Source organism: Bradyrhizobium sp. URHC0002, assembly GCF_054059515.1.
Genome location: NZ_JBSSCF010000001.1, coordinates 7,735,553 through 7,756,016 on the forward strand (window position 1 = coordinate 7,735,553; position 20,464 = coordinate 7,756,016).

Here is a 20,464-nt window from a genome sequence, read left to right on the forward strand (position 1 = left end):
TGGGCCGCGGGTGGGATCGGGGCCCTGCATGGTTCGAGACGGCGCTTACGTGCCTCCTCACCATGAGGAACAACGCTCAATTCCCCTCAAACACCGGGGTCCGCTTGTTCGAAAACGCCTCGAACGCGCGGGCGAAATCTTCCGTGGTCATGCAGAGCGCCTGGGCGACGGCTTCGGCCTCGATCGCCTCCTCCACCGACATCGCCCATTCCATCGCCAGCATACGCTTGGTCATGGTGTTGGCGAAGGTGGGGCCTTCGGAAACCTGCTTGGCCATAAGCTGCGCCTGCGGCAGCACCGCGTCCGGCGTGACGATACGGCTGAAGAAGCCCCAGCGCTCGCCCTCCTCCGCGGTCATGAAGCGGCCGGTGTAGAGCAGTTCCGAGGCCCGCGACTGGCCGATGATGCGCGGCAGGATCGCGCAGGCGCCCATGTCGCAGCCGGAGAGACCGACCTTGTTGAACAGGAACGCGACCTTGGCGCCGGTGGCGGCCAGACGCAGGTCGGATGCCATGGCAATGATCGCGCCTGCGCCGGCGCAGATGCCTTCGACGGCAGCAATGATCGGCTGCGGACACGCCCGCATCGCTTTCACCAGATCGCCGGTCATGCGGGTAAAGGCGGTCAGCCCCTTGGTGTCCATCTGCACCAGCGGACCGATGATCTCGAATACGTCGCCGCCCGAGGAGAAATTGCCGCCCGCACCTGTCACGACGATGGTCTTGACCTCGTCATCCATCGCGCAGGCGCGGAAGAAATCGGTGAGCTCGCGGTAGCTTTCGAAGGTCAGCGGATTCTTGCGCTCGGGGCGGTTGAGCGTCACCGTGGCGACGCGATCGACGACGGCCAGCAGGAAATGCTTCGGCGAATAATCCACCAGCGGCAACGTGACGGGATTGGCGGGCTTGCTCATGGGATCTCCCTGAATTTGATCGTTATCGATATGGCGGCCGATCAGACCTCGCCGCCGGCAACTGCGATGGCCTGGCCCGTGATGGCGCCGGCGCCTTCGCCGCAGAGCCAGAGCACGGTATCAGCCACTTCGGACGGCGCCACGAGGCGTCCTTGCGGATTGTGCTTCGACAGTTCCGAGATGGCCTGCTCGCGGCTGCGGCCGGTCTTCTTGATGATGTTGTCGATCGAGCCTTCCAGCAGATCGGTTTCGGTGAAGCCGGGGCAGACGGCGTTGACGGTGACCCCGCTCTTCGCCGTCTCCAGCGCCAGCGAACGAACGAGGCCGATGACGGCATGTTTCGCCGCGCTGTAGGCTGAGACGTAGGCGTAGCCCTTGAGGCCGGCGGTGGACGCGACGGCAACGATCCGGCCGTGGCGGCGCTCGACCATTCCAGGCAATACCGCCTGCGTGGCATGAACCACGCCCATGAAATTGACGTCCATCATCCGCTGGAACAGCGCCGCATCGGAACGGCCGAACGGCGAAGATTCCGCCGCGCCCGCATTGGCAATGAGGATGTCGACCGGTTGCCGCGCGGCGGCTTCCGCCACGGCCAATTTGACCGACCCCTGATCGGCGACGTCGGCAACGGCTGCGAACTGCGCCGCACCGGATGCAACGGCTTCATCCAGCGTCGCGCGGTTGCGGCCGAGCACCGTTACCGTCGCGCCGGCTTTCGACAGCGCCGCCGATATCGCTAGCCCAATGCCCCGCCCGCCGCCGGTGACGAGCGCATGGGAGGAACGCGACAATGAGGACATCGGTTGGGCCTCCAGGATGAGGGTTCAGCATATATTTTAAACTTCAAGCTTTTGCAAGGAAGCCGCCGTCATACCCCGCGAAGGCGGGGTATCCAGTACGCCGCGGCTTTTCGGCTCTATCACTACTGTCTCTGGAATACTGGATCACCCGCCTTCGCGGGTGATGACAGTTGAATGTGAAGCGGCGAGCTCGCGGCGCATTTCGCCCGAGGTTTGCATCTTCGTTGTCCCTCCTCCTTTTCAGAGGGCGCAGGGAAGACCGGGTGCTTGCTGCACCCGCGGTCTCGCGTGCGATTTGCGCAAACAAAACTGCACACGAGCATACAGGGCAGCGGGAGCATTCCGGCCTTCCCTGCGCAATGGCTTTACGGCTTACTTCGTGCTCTTCCCGGAGAACGGCTCTTTTGCCTCCGTCGCCCGCGCTCCTTATCGCAAGCTTAACGCCAGCACCGCGGCGCCCGAACCACACGACTTCACCGTACGCTTCAGGCGCGTACGTCTATCGCGCCATCAGCGTCCACCGCATCTCACCGCGCGTTCGTGACGATGGCCAACGCCCCTCATCTGCCGTGAGACGGGCGGAGTTATGGGACTGATTTGGACGAGAACGAAAGCGGAATATTTTTTGATTCCGGACTTGACACGATTTCTGAAAATCCGAAGTTATTTGCTGCGGTGCGCAGGGTGGGCAAAGCGAAAGCGCGCCCACCTCGAGCCGCACGACTGACGATAGATGGTGGGCATGTCGCTATCGCTCCTTTGCCCACCCTACGGAGGAGCAACTCTCTCCGTCCACTGCGCAGCGACATCGCCGCCGTCATCCGTCTCACTGCCCTTGAACAGATGGACGATCGCGTTCGCGTAGTAGTGCAGGAGCACGAGTTCCTTCGGGTTGGCGCGCCAGGTGTCGTCGGTCTCGATCACCAGATGGCGCAGCGTCAGCATCCGCAGGCCGACGGAGATGGCGTAGTCGCGGTCGGCGCGCGGGATGTGAACATAACTTCCGAGCCGTTCGAGTTCGCCGATCAAGGTTGACACGCGGCCCTTGATCTCGAACAGCGTCAACGGCTGGTCGCCAGCCGCAAGGATAGCGGTCGAGACCAGGGAGACCGGCAGCGCCGGCACCACGCGGCCGACGGCCTCCATCAATTCGTTGCCGAGCCTTTCGACCTCGACGCGGCGCGGCTCGGCTGCGAGAACGCGAAAATCGATCTTCCTGGTCTCGACATAATTTCGCAGCGACACCGGCACGCCAAAACTGACGCAGGTATATCCGAAGCGATACCACTCGCCGCACATGGCCAGCCAGAGATGGCGGAAGAAATGCCGCGCAAACGTAGCCGCGTTGAAGCCGAACACCGGCTTCTTCCCCGGCTCGGTATTGGCCGCCGAGGTCAGCATGCGGTCTTCCAGCACGCGGTCGTAGTTGACGGCGACCGGTATGAACACCACGTCGCGCGGGCCGTGCGGATCGAAGTCCGCCACCATGTAGCTCAACAGCCCGAATTTCGGCGGCCGCAGCTTGCCGTCGCGGCTGAGCCCGCCCTCCGGGAAAATCGCCTGCGTGACGCCCGCCGCTGTCGCCATGTGAACATAGCGCGAAAGCACCTTGCGATAGAGCGCCTCGCCGGAATCTCGCGCGATGAAATAGGCGCCCATCGAGCGGATCAAACTGCTGAGGCCCCAGACCTTGGCCCATTCGCCGACGGCGTAGCTCAGCGCCGACGAGGTCGAGGCGACATAGGTCACCAGCACGTAATCCATGTTTGAGCGATGATTGATGACGAAGATCACCGACGAGGCGGGATCGACGGCGGCCAGCGCCTCGTTGTTGCGGACGCCGATCCGCACCCGGTACAGCATATGGGAAACCGCCCGCGCGATCCGCGTCCCGACATGAAAATACGCATAGGCGCTGAACGCCGGAACGATCTCGCGGGCGTAGCGCCGCACCTTTTCCATCGCGACTTCGTTCGGCACGCCGGTTTGGAGCGAATATTCCTCCGCCGCCCGCAGTACTTCCGGGTCAAACACCAGACGATCGGTCAGCACCTGGCGCTTGGTCAGCTTGAAGGGCTGAATGCGAAGCTTGAGTTTGGTATTGAGCTCCTCGATGGCACGGTTGGCGCGCCGGCGCAGCGCCCAGCGCACGCTGGGAATGAGGATGCGATCCAGCGCCGCCGAGATCGCGAGGATCGTCATCAGGAGGACGACCCAGAGCGGCAAGCTTACCTGCGACCCCATGCAAAGACCCCGATCCCGCCTCGCCCGCGCCGCCCGCGCGTCGCAGCTCCGCGGCATCACGATACGGTCTGGAACTCCACCGTGACAAGCGTTCCGAGCCTCGAGACCGGCCGATATCCCGCATGTTCGCAACCGCGTTATCGGCGGCGTTCGTGTGAACCAGGCCCTGGCGGCAAGCTTGTCGTAACGCGTCGCGGACACGCTCCCTCGCTGAATCCGTCGAAAATGACCTCCAGCCCACTCCCAGTCACCAGCTATCCGGCCCCCGCCCGAATGCGGCTTCGGACATCTGGAGGGGTGACTTCACAGGTAAAACCGGCTCGATCGACGCAGGGCGCTCAAATGTGCCGCGTGATACCGCGACCGCACGCACGGTCGAGCACGCAGTTCCTGAGCGTATTGTCGAAGTCAGTGTCGCGCTCGCCGTCGATGCGGACGCCCGGAAAGCCGTTGCGGCGCAGGTAGAGTTGCACACGCAGGATCGCCTGCTTGCCGCCCGAGAGCATCAGTACCTCGATGTCGCGGTTGGAATCCTCGCGTTTGCCGAGTTGCGCCAGCAGCAGCGCGCGCTGGAACAGGATCTCGCGATTGTGGCGCAGGGCGACGGCGGTCGTCGGCTGGCCGGGCGGGCCGAGCAACACATTCAGGTCCTCGATCGCCTCCGCCTGCCGATCGAGGGCGATCAGCGCGAGCGCCCGTGTCTCACGCGCCATGAGATCGCTCACCGCAATTGCGAGCGTCTGCGTCGCGTCATCGACGGCGCCCGTGAATTGTCCGAGACGAAACTGCGCCTGCGCCTTCATCAGCCGCGTGCGGCGATCGCCGGGGTCGAGCGAAACCGCATGTTCGAGGTCGCGCTCCGCGAGATCGACTTGATCGCGGCTCATGTGGATGCGTGCCTTGATCGACAGCATGTCGGTGTCGTCGGGCCGCTGCGCGATCGCCGCCGTGATGTCCGCGAGCGCGTCGAGCCCCTTCCCGGCGTTAAGCAGCACCTCCGCGCGCGAGGCAAGCAGCACCGGATTGGTCGGCTCGATCATCAGGGCGGCATTGAGGTCGCGTTCGGCCGCATCGAGCTTCAGCAGCGTTGAGAGCAGTCGCCCGCGAAATGTCAGTGACGAAACATTCGTCGGATCGATGGCCACCGCCGAATTCGCCGCCTTGAGCGCTTCATCCGTGCGCGTCTGCGCAAGCAACGCAACCGACCGCTCGATATGAGCGCGCGCGAGCGACGGGCCCGGCAGCGTGGCATCGACCGGCGCGGGGTCGCACGCGCCTTGCTTCCATTCCTCGTACGGCGCACGGCACTGCGCCCACCCGACCGAACGGAACGAGCCGGCCGTGCCGATGGGGTCCCTCGCCAGGGCGGGCGAGGCAAGAGCGAGCGCGAACGCAGCGAGCGCAAGGCGGCCGATCACTGGTTCGACGCCCACTGCTGCCAGGTGGAGTAGTTGATCGCACCGGTGCAGACAGGCGCCCTCCGCAGGCACAGGCTGCGTGCAAATGCCTGCGTGAATGACCCATTGTTCCGCAGCGTGCCGTGCAAAACCGCCGTGCCGCACGAACCCGCATGCGGCCGCGGCATGGATTGGCAGGCCGACCGGCTCTCCGCGAGCGCGGCGGCGTTGGAAAAAAGAAGGAAGGCAACGACGAATACGGCTCTGCTTTGCATCCTGTCCTCGGCTAGCATTGGGGATCGATCATGCAGGCACGCATGGCGTCATCGAGCTCCCGTGTTTGTCCGCTCGGCAGTCCTGGCTCGCTCCAGTAGCCGGCGTGGCGTAGCGCGTTCATCAACTCGTCCAATTCGCTTCGATCCAGCGAGACCGCCGTTTTCAGGTCGCGCACCGCCGCATCGGTGCGCCCGAACTGACGGTGCATGCGTGCTCGCATGATCAAACCTGTCGCGTAATCCGGGCGCACCGTCACGGCGGCATCGAAGGCCGCGAAGGCCTCCTCAAAGCGCTTGAATCCCGCAAGTGAAATGCCGAGCGCATGGAGAGCCTTGTAGTTTCGCGACTCCTTATGCACCGCCTCGGTGAGGTCGCGCAGCGCGTCGTCCTGGCGCTGGGCGTAGAAGCCGAGGAAATGCGCCCGTGCGACGAGCGCAGGCGCCGAATGCCCGGCATCGACCGCCGCGTCGTAGTCCTTTTCGGCAAGATCGAGCCGACCGGAATCCTGGTAGCTATAGGCACGCTCAAGCAGCGCGACGACGCGGAAATCGCGAATGATCCCGTCCGAGTCGAGAAAGCCCTGCCCGTCGTTGAGCCTGGCCGGCGGAATGGCGAGGAGCGCACTCGCGTCCGCAATCGCCTCCGCGAAATTGCGCCTGAAACGATACTCACGCATGCGCATATAAAGTGCGAAGCTCTCGGTCGGATCGACCTCGATCGCCTTGCTGTAGAACTCGAACGCCTTGTCGAGCTCCCCCATGTTGTGCAGCAGCATGCCGACCGCCCTGAGCACGCGCGGGTTCTGCGGATTGAGCGCGTAAGCCTGCTCGACCCGCCTCTTGTAGTCGCCCATGCGCCGCAGGCGCACATCGACATTCGACCATGAGACGAGGATTTCCTCGTTCTTCGGGTCGAGCGCAAAGGCCGCGCGGTAGTCTTCGGCTGCCTCATTGAGGCGCTGCGTGCGGTGATACCCGCGCCCGCGAACGAAATACGCCTGTGCACGGTCGCGATCCGACAAGTTGTTCGCGGCGAGCAGTTCGCCGCAGGGCGTGATGACCGACGCCGAGTCGATCGCAACTTGACCCATGGTGCATTCGACAGCCGATGCTGACGACATCGCGCCAAGGACCCATGCGACGACGAGGGCATTACGGCAGTGCATCGATCTTCAGCTCCGGTTCCGATACGACCGAGGTAACCACGCCGCGGCTCAAATTCCCTTCAACGCAAACGCTAAAGTTGTATCTAATCGCCTCGCACCCACCGAGGAGCCGGCACATTGCTGGATGTCTTTCCTGAGCATTTTGCCAAGGTCGCGACGAGGCGCGAAAGTCGGCGCCTGGGCACTTCGGGTCACTTGCTGTGTGTGCACAAAAGCGCTCGCTATCGGAGCGATAGCGGACGTGGCCGAATTTATGACTACACGCCCTGGCCCGGCATGAAGGCGTCGAATGCGGCCCAGATCTGCGCGCGATAGCGATCGTCTTCCTGCAGCATTTCGTGCCTCGCGCCCGCGATTACGCGATGCGATCCGGCCGGCAGGTGGCGGGCAAATGCCGCAATGGCGGGGACCGATACGATGGTGTCGTCGCCTGCCGCGAGCATCAAGACCGGCTGGCGAATCCGCTCCGCGAACTCCGGCGAACGAAACTCGGCCATCGCGGCGAAGGCCGCGTCGAGCCAGGCCACGGTCGGCGACGCAATCCTGAGCGTTGGGTCGGCCTCCAGGATCGCCGCGTTGCGGGCATAGCGGCGCGGATCCGAGGTCAGGGGATTGCCGGGGAAGCCGGTTGACTTGAACAGGTCGACGTTGCCGCCTGGAATAAACCGCCCGCCCATTCCGGCCGCGCGCAGCATGCGCAGCAGGCCGCGCATCGCCAGCGATGCGCGCGGACGCGGCAGGTCGATCATCGGCGCGCAGAGCACGAAGCGTTCGAACACCTCGAGGCCGGCATGCGCGGCATGCAGCAGGACCGCGCAACCCATCGAATGGGCCAGTGCAAAATAGGGCGACGGACAATCCGGCAGCACGACCTGCTTGACGAAGGCCGCTACGTCGATCTGGTACTCCGAAAAATTGTGGACATGGCCCTTGAGCGGATTGCGCAGCCGGCGCAAGGAATGCCCCTGCCCCCGCCAGTCGATGACAGCCACCGCATAACCGCGCTGGCGCAGATCCCGCACCGTTTCGAAATACTTCTCGATGCACTCGCCACGCCCGGTGAAGACGCAGACAGTGCCCCTTCCGTTGGCCAGCGCCGCCCAGCGCGCAAAACGCAACGTGGCGCCATCCGGTGTCGCGATCGTTCCGGCCAGCGCACCCTCCGGAACAGGATTGGCCGGTATCGACAGCAGCGTCATGGAGCTGATGTCCAGGCCGCGGTTTGGCGAAGAACCACCTGACGGCAACCAACAGGGCGCCGGGACGGCGGCCGCTGCATCTAGATGATCCCGTTGTTGCGAAGCGCGGCGATGGCATCTGCGCTGTAACCGATATCGGCCAGCACGCGATCGGTGTGCTCGCCGAGCGTCGGCGGGCGCGACACGATTTCGCCTGGCGTTTCCGACAGCCGCACCGCGGCGCGCGCCGTCGGCGCGGGCTTTGGCAAGCCGGGATAATCGACGTCCTGCATGAAGCCGGTGGCGCGGATGTGCGGATGCTCCAGCGCCTGTTGCGGGCTCAGCACCGGGCCAGCCGGAATCATCGCTTTGCCCAGCGTATCGACCGCTTCCTGCGTGGTGCGCTCGGCGCACCAGCGCGCCATCCGCTCGCTGATGACCGGGCCGTTGTCGCCGCGCTTGAGATCGTCGGCAAAACGTGGGTCGTTCAGCCAGTGATCCGCCTCGCCCATCAACTTGGCCCAGCGGATGAACAGCGGGTGCCCGGTGACCTGGCACAGCACCCAGCCGTCCCTGGTGCGGTAGATGTCGGCAGGCGCGGCGGTCTGGCCGAGATTGCCGGTCGGAACGCGATTGGCTGATATCACCGCCTGCTCGATCAGCGTTGCGTTGGTGAAGGAGAGCGCGGTCGCCAGCAGCGCACCCTCGACGATCTGCCCGCGCCCGGATTTGCCGCGCTCGATCAGCGCGGCGAGCGTGCCGAACGCGCAATGCAGCGCGGTGCCGAAATCGACCCAGTTCACCGCCGCCCGGTACGGCGGATCGCCTTTGCCCGTCATGTAGACCGCGCCGGACATCACCTGTCCGACGCCGTCAAAACCGACGCGGTCCGACCACGGTCCCGGCCCGCCGAAAGCCGTCGCGGTGGTCAGGATGATGTCCGGCTTGATCGCCTTCAGCGATTCATAATCGAGCTTCATCGCCCGCAGCGTCTGCGGTGGCAGGTTGGCGACGACGACGGCTGCGGTCGCGACCAGCCGGCGCATCACCTCCTGGCCTTCCGGCTTCATCGGATCGAGCGTGATGCATTTCTTGTTGCGGTTGACCTGCAGGAACAGCGCGCCCTCGCCGCCTTCGCCGACGGGCGCCACGAAACGATCCTCGCTGCCGTCGCGTTTCTCCACGCGAATGACTTCCGCGCCGAATTCCGCCAGCAAGGTCGCGCAATAAGGCCCCGCGATATAGCGCCCGAAATCGAGAACGCGAACGCCCTCCAGAACTCCCCCCATCGATCTTTTCCTTGTTCTTGCCTGGCTGCCCAATTGTGCCGGGCTTTCTATCATGTTGATAATGAATTAGACGAACATACAATCACTGATCCCGCCCGAACGGAACATTCAGAATGACCCCGACTGCACAACGGCCCTATCGCGGTGTTTTTCCCGTCGCTCCGACCATTTTCGACGAGCGTGGGGATCTCGATCTTGCGGGGCAACGCCGCTGTATCGATTTCATGATCGACGCCGGCTCCAATGGCCTCTGCATTCTGGCCAACTTCTCCGAGCAGTTCGTGCTGACCGACGCCGAGCGCGAACAGGTGATGCATGCGGTGCTGGAGCACGTCGCCGGCCGCGTCCCCGTGATCGTGACGACGACGCATTTCGGCTCGCGCATCTGCGCCGAGCGCAGCCGCCAGGCCCAGGACGCCGGTGCTGCGATGGTGATGATCATGCCGCCCTATCACGGCGCCACTTTTCGCGTGCCGGAAAAGGCCATTTTCGACTTCTATCGCACCGTGTCTGACGCCATCGACATTCCCATCATGATCCAGGATGCGCCGGTTGCCGGGACGCCGCTTTCGGTCGACCTGCTGGCCCGCATGGCGCGGGAAATTGCGAACATCAGCTATTTCAAGATCGAGGTGCCGATGGCGGCGGCGAAGCTGCGCGACCTCATCGCGGCCGGCGGCGACAGCATCGAAGGGCCCTGGGACGGCGAGGAAGCCATCACGCTGATGGCCGATCTCGATGCGGGCGCGACCGGCGCCATGACGGGTGGCGGCTACCCTGATGGCATCAGGCAAATCGTCGATCCGTATCTGGCGGGGCGCCGGGAGGAAGCGATGGCGGCCTATGCGCGCTGGCTGCCGCTGATCAATTACGAGAACCGCCAGTGCGGCTTGCAGGCCGCCAAGATCCTGATGAAGGAAGGCGGCGTGATCGGCTCGGACGCGGTTCGGCATCCCCTGCAAAAGGTTCACCCTGCGGCGCGCGCGGGTCTCGTTGAAATCGCCCGCCAGCTCGATCCCGTGGTGTTGCGCTGGGGCCGGTAATCGAGCAAGGACAAGCCCGCCTGATGCAGACGCGCTATTCCGGAAACGCGACATCCGCAATCACGGGAAGATGGTCCGAATACGCACGCGCCTTGCGATCCGTCCAGGCCGAGCGGATCGTCAGATCGCGCGAGGCATAGATCCGGTCGAGCCGCATCATCGGCAATCGGGAGGGAAACGTCCGCAGCCGCGTTCGGACCGGGCAGATCCGCGCCAGCACGCCCCTCACCGACTTCACCCAGAACCAGTCGTTGAAATCGCCGAGCACGAGCGTCCGCGTCGGCTCCACCAGGCCGATCAGGGCATGGGCCTGCGCTTGCCTTTCATGGATGCTCAAGCCGAGATGGGTGGCAATGACCCTGACCTCGCCATGATCCGACAAGATGCGTGCGGCGATGGCCCGGCGCGGCTCCCGTTCCTGATACGAGACGTCGGAAATTTTCGGCGGCTCGGCGAACGGCCAGCGGCTGAGCAGCACCTGTCCGTAGTCGCCATCCTCGGTGACGATCGATCTCGCATCGACGCTGTGGTCGCCGACGGCCTTTGCCAGCAAGGCAAAGGGATCGTCGGTTCTTCCACGCGAATCGACCTCCTGCAGCGCCACGACATCAGGAGACCAGTGGCGGATGATCGAACAAACGCCGTCCAGATCGAAACCCGGATTGAGGTGGAAGATGCCGTGAACGTTCCACGTCATGATGCGAAGCGTGCCCGTCACGTTCGTCGCCCCGCCATCCACGTCACCAGGAACTGCACGCCAAGACACAGCGCGATCCAGGCTGCGACCGCCAGCGCCAATAGCACCGCATTTGTCCACGAGGCGTTTCTGGCGAGATCCGCGATCTGCGCGCCGAGTGCGGCCATGACAGCGATCCCCGGCGCCATGCCCAGCACGGTGCCGAGCATAAAATCGCGCAGGCTCAGCTTGCTGGCGCCCGCCACCACGTTCACGATCGAGAACGGGGCGATCGGAACCATCCGGATCATGGCGACCGCAACGACCCCCTTGCCGATGATGCGGCCTTGAACCCGCGCGGCGCGGCGCCCGAGCAGCCGCTGCAGGCGCGCCTGGCCCAGCACGCGGCCGATCGAAAACAGCGCGAGTGCGCTGAGCAGCACGCCGACGCCCGCGCTGAAGAAACCCATCCACGGCCCCAGCGCCGCTGCCGTGGCGGCGATCAAGACCAGCACCGGAAATACCAGCAGCCCACCGACGACGAAGGCGGCAATGGCGAATAGCGGCGCGAATTGCGCCCGCGCGGGGTGCGAAATGACCGAGGAGACGAAGCCGATGTCGGTGAAATCGCGCAGCGACGTGTACTGCCAGGCCAGCGCGAGACCGGCGAGCGCCGCGGCAAAGCCGGATACCGCCAAAATGGTTCTCGCCGTCCACATGCGATTGGCGGCGCGGTCGAGGTGAAGGGGTTCTCGGGGGTCGGCGACGGGCTGCACGACGGTTGCCATGCTGCCGACTGTTGCAGCCGGGTCGATCGGCTGCAGCGATTTTGGTCCGCCGCCGTCCGGCAGGCGGTCGAGAAATCCGAACAAATCGGTTTCGTTGCCAGCGATTTCCTGTTCATCGACGCCGCAGAAATGCCCGATCAGCTGGCGGCGAAGCCCGGCGATATATTTCCGATGCGCCTCGGACGTCGCCTCGAAGGCCAGATCGCATTCGGTGTCGGCCCCCATCGAGCGGTTATTGAGGTTGGCCGAGCCCACGCGCAGGATGCGGTCGTCGACGATCATCACCTTGCTGTGCACCATGACGGCTGTGGCCTGCATCCCATCCCGTATCGATGGATAGAGAAAGCGAACCCGGTCCATGACGCCGGCCGCCACGAATTCTGCGATGAATCCGCCGCGCCCGCTCTGCATGGCCTGCGATTCGAACCAGGACGAATGCATCTTCGGCGTGACGATCAGAACACGAAGCTGCGGCACATCCAGCATCCGCTGCGCCAGCAGGCGCGCGATATCGGTGGCGCTGGTGAACTGGTTCTCGATGTAGATGAAGCGATCGGCCGCGTTGATGGAGGCCTCGAACAGCCGCGCGACCTCGTTCGCGCCGGCTTCGCTCGCTGTTGCTATCTCGGTCCGGGCGATGCCCGCCGTCATTCCCCGGGATTGCACCGGCACCGAGGCGGGCCAGCGCTCTCCGGTGACCGCCGCTGAGATTTCGACCGTGCAGCCGGCGGCGCGCCACCTGCTCTCCGCCACCTCCGTCAGACGGACGGCTGCTTCGCCGTCCACCATGCACTGCACGTCGTGAAACGGCGGATAGGGCTTGCCGTCGGGATCGGTCCGCAGCGGATGATGGGCTTGGTGCGCGCTGGTGTCCCAGCGCCGGATCGTGAGGTCGAGACCGCCGACGAAGGCAAGCGCACCATCGATCACGACGATCTTCTGGTGCTGCGCGGAGCCCAACGGAAGACTGGAATCGAAACAGAAGCAAAGCCGGTCCGACGCGTCCGACGTGAATTTGGCGGCTGAACTCCACTCCCGCTCCGCGGCATAGAGGGCCGGGAAATCCCAGATCAGGACATTGATCCGCAGGTCTGGCTTCGCTTTCAGCAGCGCTTTCAGAAACGCGCCCAACTGCTCCGGATAGCCATCGTCGGCCTGCCCGGACGGCCCGACAAAGTGGGTCAGGCTGTGGATGTCCCAGCCGATGATGTAGACCTGCCGCGTTGCGAGCAGCAGCGCTTCCCGCAAAGCGGCGAAATACACGGCCGCGTCGTTGAGAATAGCCAGCCGCCCTGCCTTGCACCTTCTCCAGACGGTGTCGCCCGGGATGAGGATGGATGAACTTTGCAGCAGGCGGCACCTCGGCAGGACTGGCGGGTAAGAAGACATGGCATGTCAATGCGGGACCACGAGCGCAGGCCCGCCATCAATGAGCAAAACGTTTGGCAGCCAAGACCGTTCCTGCACCTGAGCTGTTTACGTTTGCGGAATTTGCCGGGAAATCACGCAAAACTAGCGGCGGTCCCGGCTGGAAGAACCTTCTTCCCCGGCCACGGGTTCGAGGTAGGTGCTGTGCAATGAGGTTGCCGACCTGAAGCCGTCGAACATGACGCGGACGGTGCTGCGATAACGGCCCGTGCCAATGACGGTCCCTTCCCTGCCGGCGAGATTTGGGCATCGCGCGGCGCCGAGCGCGCTCATCCTGACGCGGGTCGGTGGAGACAGCCCAGGCCGTTCCTCGAGCGGCTCCGCAGGCGATTGCGACGAACCGAGAGCCATTGCGGGGCCCATCTACTCGGCCGCCGATGCAAAACGTTCGGTGCCGAATGCCTGGCGGGAAATCCACCGGCGCACCATGCGATTGACGAACACCGGAGCGCCGGAGGCCATCGCGGCTGTCATCCAGGGGGGCAGCAGAAGCATCCAGACATCGGACCCCGGCTGCGAGCCGCCACGCGCCACCATACGAAGCCGCCCGCCGGGACTCCTGCCCGCAATGGTGTCCTTGCTGAGCGCAACACCTGAAGACGGATGCCTGTCTTTTCCGTTCATCGTGACCTGCGGCTGGAGCATCGCGGGCGAAACGGAGAACGCTGATCTTCCAAGTCTGCGGTCTTCGAAACGCGGCGGTGATTTTTACGTCGGTTCTTTCGACTGCCGGCACCTCGCCTTATTGCGGATGCCGGCTTGGTCAGAATGCCGCCACGCCGTCGCCAACAATAGGCATGCATTAGGTGCATCGCTTTATCTTGCGATATCAACCGTCGACGCGGTTGGCGCTCAGAACGAATGAGTTTTGGAGTGAACAGCAGCGGGACGAGGCATGACATCCGTCGTCACCGGACGGTTCAAGCCGCATCGCGCGGCGCGCTTTGTTGTTTCGATCAATCGCATCGACTGCGTGTGAGTGATGGCGCCCGACGAATCAAGGATGAACATGCAGTGATTCAGTTCGTTGCGAAGCTTGGTGGATTCCGAGAAAGGTTCGATAAGAGATCTTGGCCAGCCGCTGGATCAGATCAAGTCTCGCGGGTCGTGTTCCATGTCGCGACGACCACCGCGGCGGAAGCCTCGTCGTTGCGCAGCAGAATCATCGGCACGTAGATGAAAAGGCCCTCGTTGTTCGACGAGGTTGCCCATCAGGGCGAGAACGAAGGTGCGGCGATCCGCCGAGACAGGAGCCGCGGCGAGCATGTCAAAGTCCGGCTTTGAAGGCAGTTTGCTGACAAACGTGGCGTATGCCCGCAGCAGGCGGTCCCATCTGATCGTACCGCCTTCGGCGCCAAAGGAAGTACATCGAAAGATATAGTAGCGAAGGTTGGGTGGGTTCTCTTCCGCAATTACTGCAAGAAAAATGCCGCTTTCTTGCTGCTTTCCCGCTGCAGTTCCCTTGTTTTCGACGACTTCTTGTCACAGTCGCGCTTCTTGGCATCTCGTTTGAACAAGAGTAAACTTTTATGCACAATTAAGATGCTAAGTGATCTGTTTCACAGCGACCCAGGAGGGCCGCAAGCAATCTATCGATAGTCATAGGATGTCGCCATCGATAGTCATACGACGTAATTTAAGGGGCGCGTTATGTCAGTCCCATTTAAGAAGACGGTATTTCTTGTAGACGCGATGGCCTTCAGACGAGCTCGCGCAGAGAGCTTCTTAAATCCATGGGCCCGTAACGAAAACGTCGAACTGATTTCGCTCGATGCTGACGAAGCTCACACAAGACTTGTCGAGCGCGCCGTCTGCGACATGCTGATTTACAGCGTCGGCGCTCCCTCTCCCCATGAGGTCTTCACCGAGATACAGGTGTTGCATACGCTTCGCCGTGACGCCGCGCTCGCCATCGTCTCCGACGATGAACATCCCGCCACCGTTCTCGCTGCAATCCGTTGCGGGGCCAAGGGTTATTTCAGCAATTCCATGCCGCCCGAGCTTGCGTTGCAGGCACTTTCGTTCGTCCTTCATGGCGGCACTTATTTTCCGCCAGCCGCCATCCTGGCCAGCCAGGCCTTCAGCACATCGCCGCCCCTCGAATACAGGCAGCCCGACCTTTCCCAGGAGCAACCGCTTCCGGGGCCCGAACAACAGACGCAGGCGCCGCCGCTCGGGCCGGAGGACGGCCCATACGAGCAGCAAGGCTCCCTTTTCGACGACAAGGCGGCCGGCGCGCCGCGCGACCATGGCCTTAACGGCGCGCGGCACGTGCCCGAATATACCGAGCGGCAGTACGCCGTCCTCGTTTGTCTCTGCCAGGGCGACCCCAACAAGGTGATCGGTCGCAAGCTCGGTATGACCGAAACGACCGTGAAAGTTCATGTCCGCGAAATCATGCGCAAGCTGGGCGTCAGCAACCGGACCCAGGTCGCGATCACCGCGGCGCACATCTGCGCGGACGGCGCCGTCGAACTGGTTCCCGCGGATTCATCCATGCCGGCCAAGCCGCCTGTTTCTCACTAGCGATGAATTTTCGGCACTGCGTCCGAGCGCCGTTGCGCCATCCGGTCGGTTCCACAATAGGTCCGTTGGAGCGCCCCCCGATCATTAGTCCTAATCCTTCCGACATAGCGGTCCACTAAAGACCAAGTGCCGAGGAGGCTTTCGCGGTCGCCCCTCCGTTTTCATGTCATCGCTCCAGCCGGGATTCGCGGTACAGAAGCGGTTCCGAAGAAAAGCCGGCCCGGGGCGGCCTTTCCCGCGCCCGATGGCGGGCCTACACGCATCGATAACCAGGCATGCCACGCGAACACGTGCGGCCGAAGTCGCGCGCGACGGCTTCGCTAAGGAAGCGCCGGGCCAGCTTCAATTTTCTCCAACGCGCCGGCGGGCTGTCGGGAGCGCCTCGCTGCCGAAAACGGCGGCTTCCCATTGCAATCTCTTTTTATATGACTATCGTCATATAACAACCGAACAGGAGAACCCGTGATGTCCGCAAGCCCCGATCCCATCGTCATCCTTTCCGCCGCCCGCACGCCGCTTGGCCGGTTCATGGGCGAATTGTCCCCCTTCAGCGCGCACAAACTCGGTGCGCACGTGATCGGGGCTGCGCTGGCGCGGGCGAAACTGGCGCCGGAGCGCATTGACGAGGTCTTCATGGGCAACGTGCTGCCGGCCGGACAGGGTCAGGCGCCGGCGCGACAGGCCGCGCGCGGCGCCGGACTGCCCGACGCCACCGGCGCCACCACGGTCAACAAGGTCTGCGGTTCCGGCATGAAAGCGACCATGCTGGCCCACGACATCATCAACGCCGGCTCCGCCGGAATCGTGCTGTCCGGCGGCATGGAGAGCATGAGCAATGCGCCCTATTTGCTGGCCAAGGCGCGGGGCGGCTATCGCGCCGGCCATGACCGGATCATCGATCACATGATGATGGACGGGCTGGAAGACGCCTACGAGACCGGCCGCTCGATGGGCGATTTCGGCGAGGCCACCGCGGAAGCCTATCAGTTCACCCGCAAGGACCAGGACGCCTATGCGATGGAGACGCTGACCCGCGCCCGCAAGGCGGTCGAGGGTGGCGCGTTCAAGGTCGAGATCGCGCCGGTCACGCTCACCGAAAAGGCCGGCCCACGCGTCATCGCCAATGACGAACATCCGCTCAAGGTGGACCCTGGCAAGATTCCCGGGTTGAAGCCGGCGTTCCGCGCCAACGGCACCATCACGCCGGCCGCCTCCTCCGCCAATGCCGACGGCGCCGCGGCGCTCATTCTGGCCAAGCGCTCGCTCGCCGATCGTGACGGCCTGCCGGTTCTCGCCGAGATCAAGGGTCACGCCACCCACAGCCAGGAGCCGCAATGGTTCACCACCGCGCCGATCCCGGCCATCCGCAAGCTGCTCGACAAGGTCGGCTGGCGCGCAGACGACGTCGACCTGTTCGAGATCAACGAAGCGTTCGCGGTGGTGGCGATGGCGGCGCAGAAGGATCTCGGCATCGCAAGAGAAAAACTCAACGTCAATGGCGGCGCTTGCGCGCTCGGCCACCCGATCGGCGCCACCGGCGCACGATTGATCGTGACGCTGCTGCATGCGCTGGAAGCGCGGAACCTGAAACGCGGCGTCGCCGCACTGTGCATCGGCGGCGGTGAAGCTACCGCCATCGCCGTCGAGCGCGTCGTCCGTTGACCGGGCGATTGGAAAGACATGCGAGCGGCGCGCGCCACGTCGCTCGCCGCCGTCTTCTCACCCGGCCGCCTCCCAAGCCGGGAGGGCGGCCGGTCGCAAATGCCTTGCCGCCGCCCGTTTGACTTTTTCGAAGGCCAGCGTTTCGATTTGCCGCACGCGCTCGCCGGAAATGGACAGCTCGCGTCCGAGATCCTCCAGGCTCGGTGGGTCCTCACTGAGGCGCCGCGCCTCGAACACACGCCGCTCCCGCGCGGTCAGCAGATCAAGGGCCGAACGGAGCGCCTTCGCCTTTTGCGCGCTTTCATCCTGATCGGCGACGATCGCCTCGGCGTTCGGCGAATGATCGACCAGCACCGCCTCCCACTCTGTCGGCCCGTCGTCGCCGACGGGCGCATTCAGGGAGAGGTCGCCCGTCAGACGGCTGCTCATCTCGATCACTTCGCGAACGGGGACCACGAGCTCATGCGCGACGGCCTCGGCCACCTCCGGCGTGAGCCCCACCCTGTCGCCGCCGAACTTGGTCATGGCGCGCCGCAAGCCAAAGAACAGTTTCCGCTGCGCGGCCGTCGTCCCGATCTTGACCAGCGATCGCGAGCGCAGGATGTATTCGTGGATCGCTGCCTTGATCCACCACAGCGCATAGGTGGAAAACCGCGCGCCGTGGCCGGGCTCAAAATGCGAGGCCGCGATGACGAGGCCGAGATTGGCTTCGCCGATCAGATCGGCAAGCGGAAGATCGTATCGCTGGTAGCGGCGCGCGACCTTTGCCGCCAACCGGAGATGGCTGGTGACGAGCGCGTCGGTCGCGCTGCGGTCGCGATGCTCCTGCCAGCGTCGTGCAAGCTGCTGCTCGCGCGGCTGTTCGAGCAGAACGTACCGCTTGATGAGAGAGGCGTATTCATCGACGAGATCTCGCGACCTGTCTGCGGTCAACATCTCTCGCCTGTCTATGGCCGTGCTGTGCGCGTTCATGGGTAGCTCCAATCCTTCGGGTCCGGTAGGCGAACCCTAGGAGAGGACACCGCAGCGCATCTATTAAATTGGGATTCAGGATTCTAAATTCGCCGTTAGCGTGTGCGCAATTCCGGTCTCGAATTTCAAAATTGCGCGATCCGTCCGGGCGGCGACTTCGAAGCGACCGCTTGCCGTGCAACGCTTTCTCAACAATGCTCAAGATTAGTTGAGCCAGGGCTCAAGATTAGTTGAGCTTTGTAAAAGGCAATTTAGCGGGGTGCCGCCGGCCCCACCCCACATCTCCACCATGCATCCGCTGTCTGGATGCAGCTTCAAGCGAGCAATTCGCGTTCGAAGGAACGCACGTCCCTTGCGGCGTGCGACGGCGTTTGCGCGTCCGGCGAATTCCCGCATCGACAGCATGGAGAAGGAAAATGACTACGATCAAGACAATTGCCGTCGCGGGACTGCTGTCGATGATGGCAGCAGCCCCCGCCTTCGCGCAGGAAGCCATCCAGGAGCCAGGTGCTTTCGCATTTTATTACCCGAACCTGGACGTCCTGAATGGCGGAGCGCCCACGCCGGCCTACAGGATGGAAGGGCTGCCGCCCTCGGTGATGCAATCCTATAATGAGTGGGAAAGCGGCATGGCCGGCGCCAATGTCTGGCAGCACCGCCGGGTCCACCATGCGTCCGGCACCATGCACGATGGCCGCCAGCATGGGTGACCCTGGTCAGGCAGCTCGCCGATCCTATGTCCGGCCGGCTTGCTCATCGGGGCAAACCATCTCCACCCGCCCTCCCGGGCCGGAGTGGATGATCAATCGGAATCCGTGCAGCTTCACGATGGCCGAAACCAGGTTGAGTCCGAGGCCAACACCCGGCGTGTTGCGGATCTTGTCCGAACGATAGAACCGGCGCAGCACTGCCTCATGCTCCTGATCGCTGATCCCCGGCCCCGTATCTGTCACGCGCAGGATGGTCTCTCCCTCGCCGCGCAGCAGCTCGAGCGTGACCCTGCCGCTCCGGGGCGTGAACTTGATGGCGTTGTCGACGAGGTTGGCGACCGCCTCCAGCAGCAGGTCTCGATCGCCGCGCACGTAGAGCGTGCCTGACGTGCCCACGCTCAGCGCGATCTGCTTGTCTTCCGCGATCGGCTCATACATGTCGCAGACCTCGCTTAGCATTTCGCCGAGCTCGACATTGCCGAATGCGGACGACCGGCGGCTGTTCTCGATCTCGGCCAGGCGCAACAACGCCGTGACGATCGACAGCGACTGGTCGATGCCGGCGATGGCCTTGTCGGCGGCCTCCTGGAGCTGCTCCAGGCTGGTCGCATTGGTACGGCCCCGCTCCAGCGTCAGGCGCGCGCGCGTCAGCGGCGTTCGCAGATCGTGGGCGATGTCATTGCCGACGCCGGCCAGCGCATGGATGGTGGTCTCGAGTTCATCGAGCATGCCGTTGACGATGGCGGCGAGCCGCGAGAATGGCTCATCGATATTCCGGTGCGGCAGCCGCTCGCGCAGATCTCCGGCGATGATACGCTGGACCCGCAAGTTGACGTCCTCGACGCGTCTCTGCGCACGAACGCTCAGCCACGCGCCTGCCAGCAGCCAGAAGCAGAACGCGGGCAACAGGCCAAGCCCCAGCGCGCCTCCGACAACCCTGGAGATTTCCCGGGTCTCGTCGACGTTGCGTCCAACCACCAATACATCGCCGTGATCGACGCTCCGCGCGACGGCTCTGACCAATGGCGCGTCGGGCTCCTTGCCGTTGGCCCGCGCCATGTGCACACTCTTCACTCCCGCACCGGCCTCAAGATCGTCCGGCATGCGCGCGACATTGCCGGCAAGCCGATTTCCCTTCGCATCGAAGATGCCGGCGAAATGGACGCCGCGGTAATCCTGCCCAAGATGATCGTCGAGCGCGCCGATCCGGCGATCGGGCGGCAGCGCGGCGAAGAAATTGACCTGCGTCGTAATCATGCCATCGGAGCGCGCGATCAGGTAATCGTCGATCTTGAAGTAGATGAAGCCGAACAGGATCGTGACAAAAGCCGCGAACAGCGCCGCCAGCGCGGCGGCCCAGTGGAACGTGTTCGAACGTATGAACTGCATCTGGT

Annotated in this window: 16 protein-coding genes; 4 read left to right on the forward strand and 12 right to left on the reverse strand. The window is 63.9% G+C overall.

Features of this window, described 5'->3' with window-relative positions:
- Positions 1-76 precede the first annotated feature (76 nt).
- From ACVWVY_RS37330 to ACVWVY_RS37360, 7 genes are all read right to left on the reverse strand, one after another.
- Positions 77-913, reverse strand: a complete 837-nt coding sequence (locus ACVWVY_RS37330; RefSeq protein WP_456631090.1) for an enoyl-CoA hydratase family protein — start codon at positions 911-913, stop codon at positions 77-79.
- Positions 914-954: 41 nt separating this feature from the next.
- A complete protein-coding gene (locus tag ACVWVY_RS37335) occupies positions 955-1,716 on the reverse strand; it encodes an SDR family NAD(P)-dependent oxidoreductase (RefSeq protein WP_456631091.1) in 762 nt (253 codons plus the stop codon).
- Between the two features lie 768 nt (positions 1,717-2,484).
- Positions 2,485-3,960 (reverse strand): 1-acyl-sn-glycerol-3-phosphate acyltransferase, encoded by a 1,476-nt coding sequence (locus ACVWVY_RS37340; RefSeq protein ID WP_456631092.1) that lies wholly within the window; start codon positions 3,958-3,960, stop codon positions 2,485-2,487.
- A gap of 338 nt (positions 3,961-4,298) precedes the next feature.
- Positions 4,299-5,378, reverse strand: coding sequence for a tetratricopeptide repeat protein (locus ACVWVY_RS37345; protein WP_456631093.1), 1,080 nt, complete (start codon positions 5,376-5,378; stop codon positions 4,299-4,301).
- A gap of 265 nt (positions 5,379-5,643) precedes the next feature.
- Positions 5,644-6,723: a tetratricopeptide repeat protein gene (locus ACVWVY_RS37350; RefSeq protein WP_456631094.1), complete on the reverse strand. Its 1,080-nt coding sequence runs from the start codon at positions 6,721-6,723 to the stop codon at positions 5,644-5,646.
- A 332-nt stretch (positions 6,724-7,055) separates the two neighbouring features.
- A complete protein-coding gene (locus ACVWVY_RS37355) occupies positions 7,056-7,997 on the reverse strand; it encodes an alpha/beta fold hydrolase (protein ID WP_456631095.1) in 942 nt (313 codons plus the stop codon).
- 80 nt (positions 7,998-8,077) lie between these two features.
- On the reverse strand, positions 8,078-9,265 hold the full coding sequence (locus tag ACVWVY_RS37360; RefSeq protein ID WP_456631096.1) for a CaiB/BaiF CoA transferase family protein: 1,188 nt from the start codon (positions 9,263-9,265) through the stop codon (positions 8,078-8,080).
- A 113-nt stretch (positions 9,266-9,378) separates the two neighbouring features.
- On the opposite strand from ACVWVY_RS37360, the gene ACVWVY_RS37365 reads away from it, so the two are divergent.
- Positions 9,379-10,308: a dihydrodipicolinate synthase family protein gene (locus ACVWVY_RS37365; protein WP_456631097.1), complete on the forward strand. Its 930-nt coding sequence runs from the start codon at positions 9,379-9,381 to the stop codon at positions 10,306-10,308.
- 34 nt (positions 10,309-10,342) lie between these two features.
- Here ACVWVY_RS37365 and ACVWVY_RS37370 read toward each other — a convergent pair whose 3' ends face one another.
- From ACVWVY_RS37370 to ACVWVY_RS37380, 3 genes are all read right to left on the reverse strand, one after another.
- Positions 10,343-11,026 (reverse strand): endonuclease/exonuclease/phosphatase family protein, encoded by a 684-nt coding sequence (locus ACVWVY_RS37370; protein WP_456631098.1) that lies wholly within the window; start codon positions 11,024-11,026, stop codon positions 10,343-10,345.
- Entirely contained in the window at positions 11,023-13,161 is a 2,139-nt protein-coding gene (locus ACVWVY_RS37375) for a VTT domain-containing protein (RefSeq protein WP_456631099.1), read from the reverse strand. The genes ACVWVY_RS37370 and ACVWVY_RS37375 overlap by 4 nt, the downstream gene beginning before the upstream one ends.
- Before the next feature lie 402 nt (positions 13,162-13,563).
- Entirely contained in the window at positions 13,564-13,824 is a 261-nt protein-coding gene (locus ACVWVY_RS37380; RefSeq protein WP_456631100.1) for a hypothetical protein, read from the reverse strand.
- Positions 13,825-15,018: 1,194 nt separating this feature from the next.
- Here ACVWVY_RS37380 and ACVWVY_RS37385 point away from each other — a divergent pair.
- On the forward strand, positions 15,019-15,726 hold the full coding sequence (locus ACVWVY_RS37385) for a response regulator transcription factor (RefSeq protein WP_456631101.1): 708 nt from the start codon (positions 15,019-15,021) through the stop codon (positions 15,724-15,726).
- A gap of 465 nt (positions 15,727-16,191) precedes the next feature.
- Entirely contained in the window at positions 16,192-17,388 is a 1,197-nt protein-coding gene (locus ACVWVY_RS37390) for an acetyl-CoA C-acyltransferase (RefSeq protein WP_456631102.1), read from the forward strand.
- A gap of 57 nt (positions 17,389-17,445) precedes the next feature.
- Here ACVWVY_RS37390 and ACVWVY_RS37395 read toward each other — a convergent pair whose 3' ends face one another.
- Positions 17,446-18,360 (reverse strand): RNA polymerase factor sigma-32, encoded by a 915-nt coding sequence (locus ACVWVY_RS37395; protein ID WP_456631103.1) that lies wholly within the window; start codon positions 18,358-18,360, stop codon positions 17,446-17,448.
- Positions 18,361-18,776: 416 nt separating this feature from the next.
- Between ACVWVY_RS37395 and ACVWVY_RS37400 the strand changes: the two genes are divergently transcribed.
- A complete protein-coding gene (locus ACVWVY_RS37400) occupies positions 18,777-19,070 on the forward strand; it encodes a hypothetical protein (protein ID WP_456631104.1) in 294 nt (97 codons plus the stop codon).
- 24 nt (positions 19,071-19,094) lie between these two features.
- On the opposite strand, the gene ACVWVY_RS37405 is transcribed toward ACVWVY_RS37400, so the two are convergent.
- The gene (locus tag ACVWVY_RS37405) at positions 19,095-20,459 is read right to left on the reverse strand and encodes a sensor histidine kinase (RefSeq protein ID WP_456631105.1); all 1,365 of its coding nucleotides are present in this window, start codon (positions 20,457-20,459) and stop codon (positions 19,095-19,097) included.
- Between the last annotated feature and the right edge of the window lie 5 nt (positions 20,460-20,464).

What these genes read in the sequence shown, in the direction of transcription:
- ACVWVY_RS37330 (WP_456631090.1), bottom strand. Translation starts at nt 913, where the DNA reads ATGAGCAAGCCCGCCAATCCCGTCACGTTGCCGCTGGTGGATTATTCG.
- ACVWVY_RS37335 (WP_456631091.1), bottom strand. Translation starts at nt 1,716, where the DNA reads ATGTCCTCATTGTCGCGTTCCTCCCATGCGCTCGTCACCGGCGGCGGG.
- ACVWVY_RS37340 (WP_456631092.1), bottom strand. Translation starts at nt 3,960, where the DNA reads ATGGGGTCGCAGGTAAGCTTGCCGCTCTGGGTCGTCCTCCTGATGACG.
- ACVWVY_RS37350 (WP_456631094.1), bottom strand. Translation starts at nt 6,723, where the DNA reads ATGGGTCAAGTTGCGATCGACTCGGCGTCGGTCATCACGCCCTGCGGC.
- ACVWVY_RS37355 (WP_456631095.1), bottom strand. Translation starts at nt 7,997, where the DNA reads ATGACGCTGCTGTCGATACCGGCCAATCCTGTTCCGGAGGGTGCGCTG.
- ACVWVY_RS37360 (WP_456631096.1), bottom strand. Translation starts at nt 9,265, where the DNA reads ATGGGGGGAGTTCTGGAGGGCGTTCGCGTTCTCGATTTCGGGCGCTAT.
- ACVWVY_RS37365 (WP_456631097.1), top strand. Translation starts at nt 9,379, where the DNA reads ATGACCCCGACTGCACAACGGCCCTATCGCGGTGTTTTTCCCGTCGCT.
- ACVWVY_RS37375 (WP_456631099.1), bottom strand. Translation starts at nt 13,161, where the DNA reads ATGTCTTCTTACCCGCCAGTCCTGCCGAGGTGCCGCCTGCTGCAAAGT.
- ACVWVY_RS37380 (WP_456631100.1), bottom strand. Translation starts at nt 13,824, where the DNA reads ATGAACGGAAAAGACAGGCATCCGTCTTCAGGTGTTGCGCTCAGCAAG.
- ACVWVY_RS37385 (WP_456631101.1), top strand. Translation starts at nt 15,019, where the DNA reads ATGCTGATTTACAGCGTCGGCGCTCCCTCTCCCCATGAGGTCTTCACC.
- ACVWVY_RS37390 (WP_456631102.1), top strand. Translation starts at nt 16,192, where the DNA reads ATGTCCGCAAGCCCCGATCCCATCGTCATCCTTTCCGCCGCCCGCACG.
- ACVWVY_RS37395 (WP_456631103.1), bottom strand. Translation starts at nt 18,360, where the DNA reads ATGAACGCGCACAGCACGGCCATAGACAGGCGAGAGATGTTGACCGCA.
- ACVWVY_RS37400 (WP_456631104.1), top strand. Translation starts at nt 18,777, where the DNA reads ATGACTACGATCAAGACAATTGCCGTCGCGGGACTGCTGTCGATGATG.
- ACVWVY_RS37405 (WP_456631105.1), bottom strand. Translation starts at nt 20,459, where the DNA reads ATGCAGTTCATACGTTCGAACACGTTCCACTGGGCCGCCGCGCTGGCG.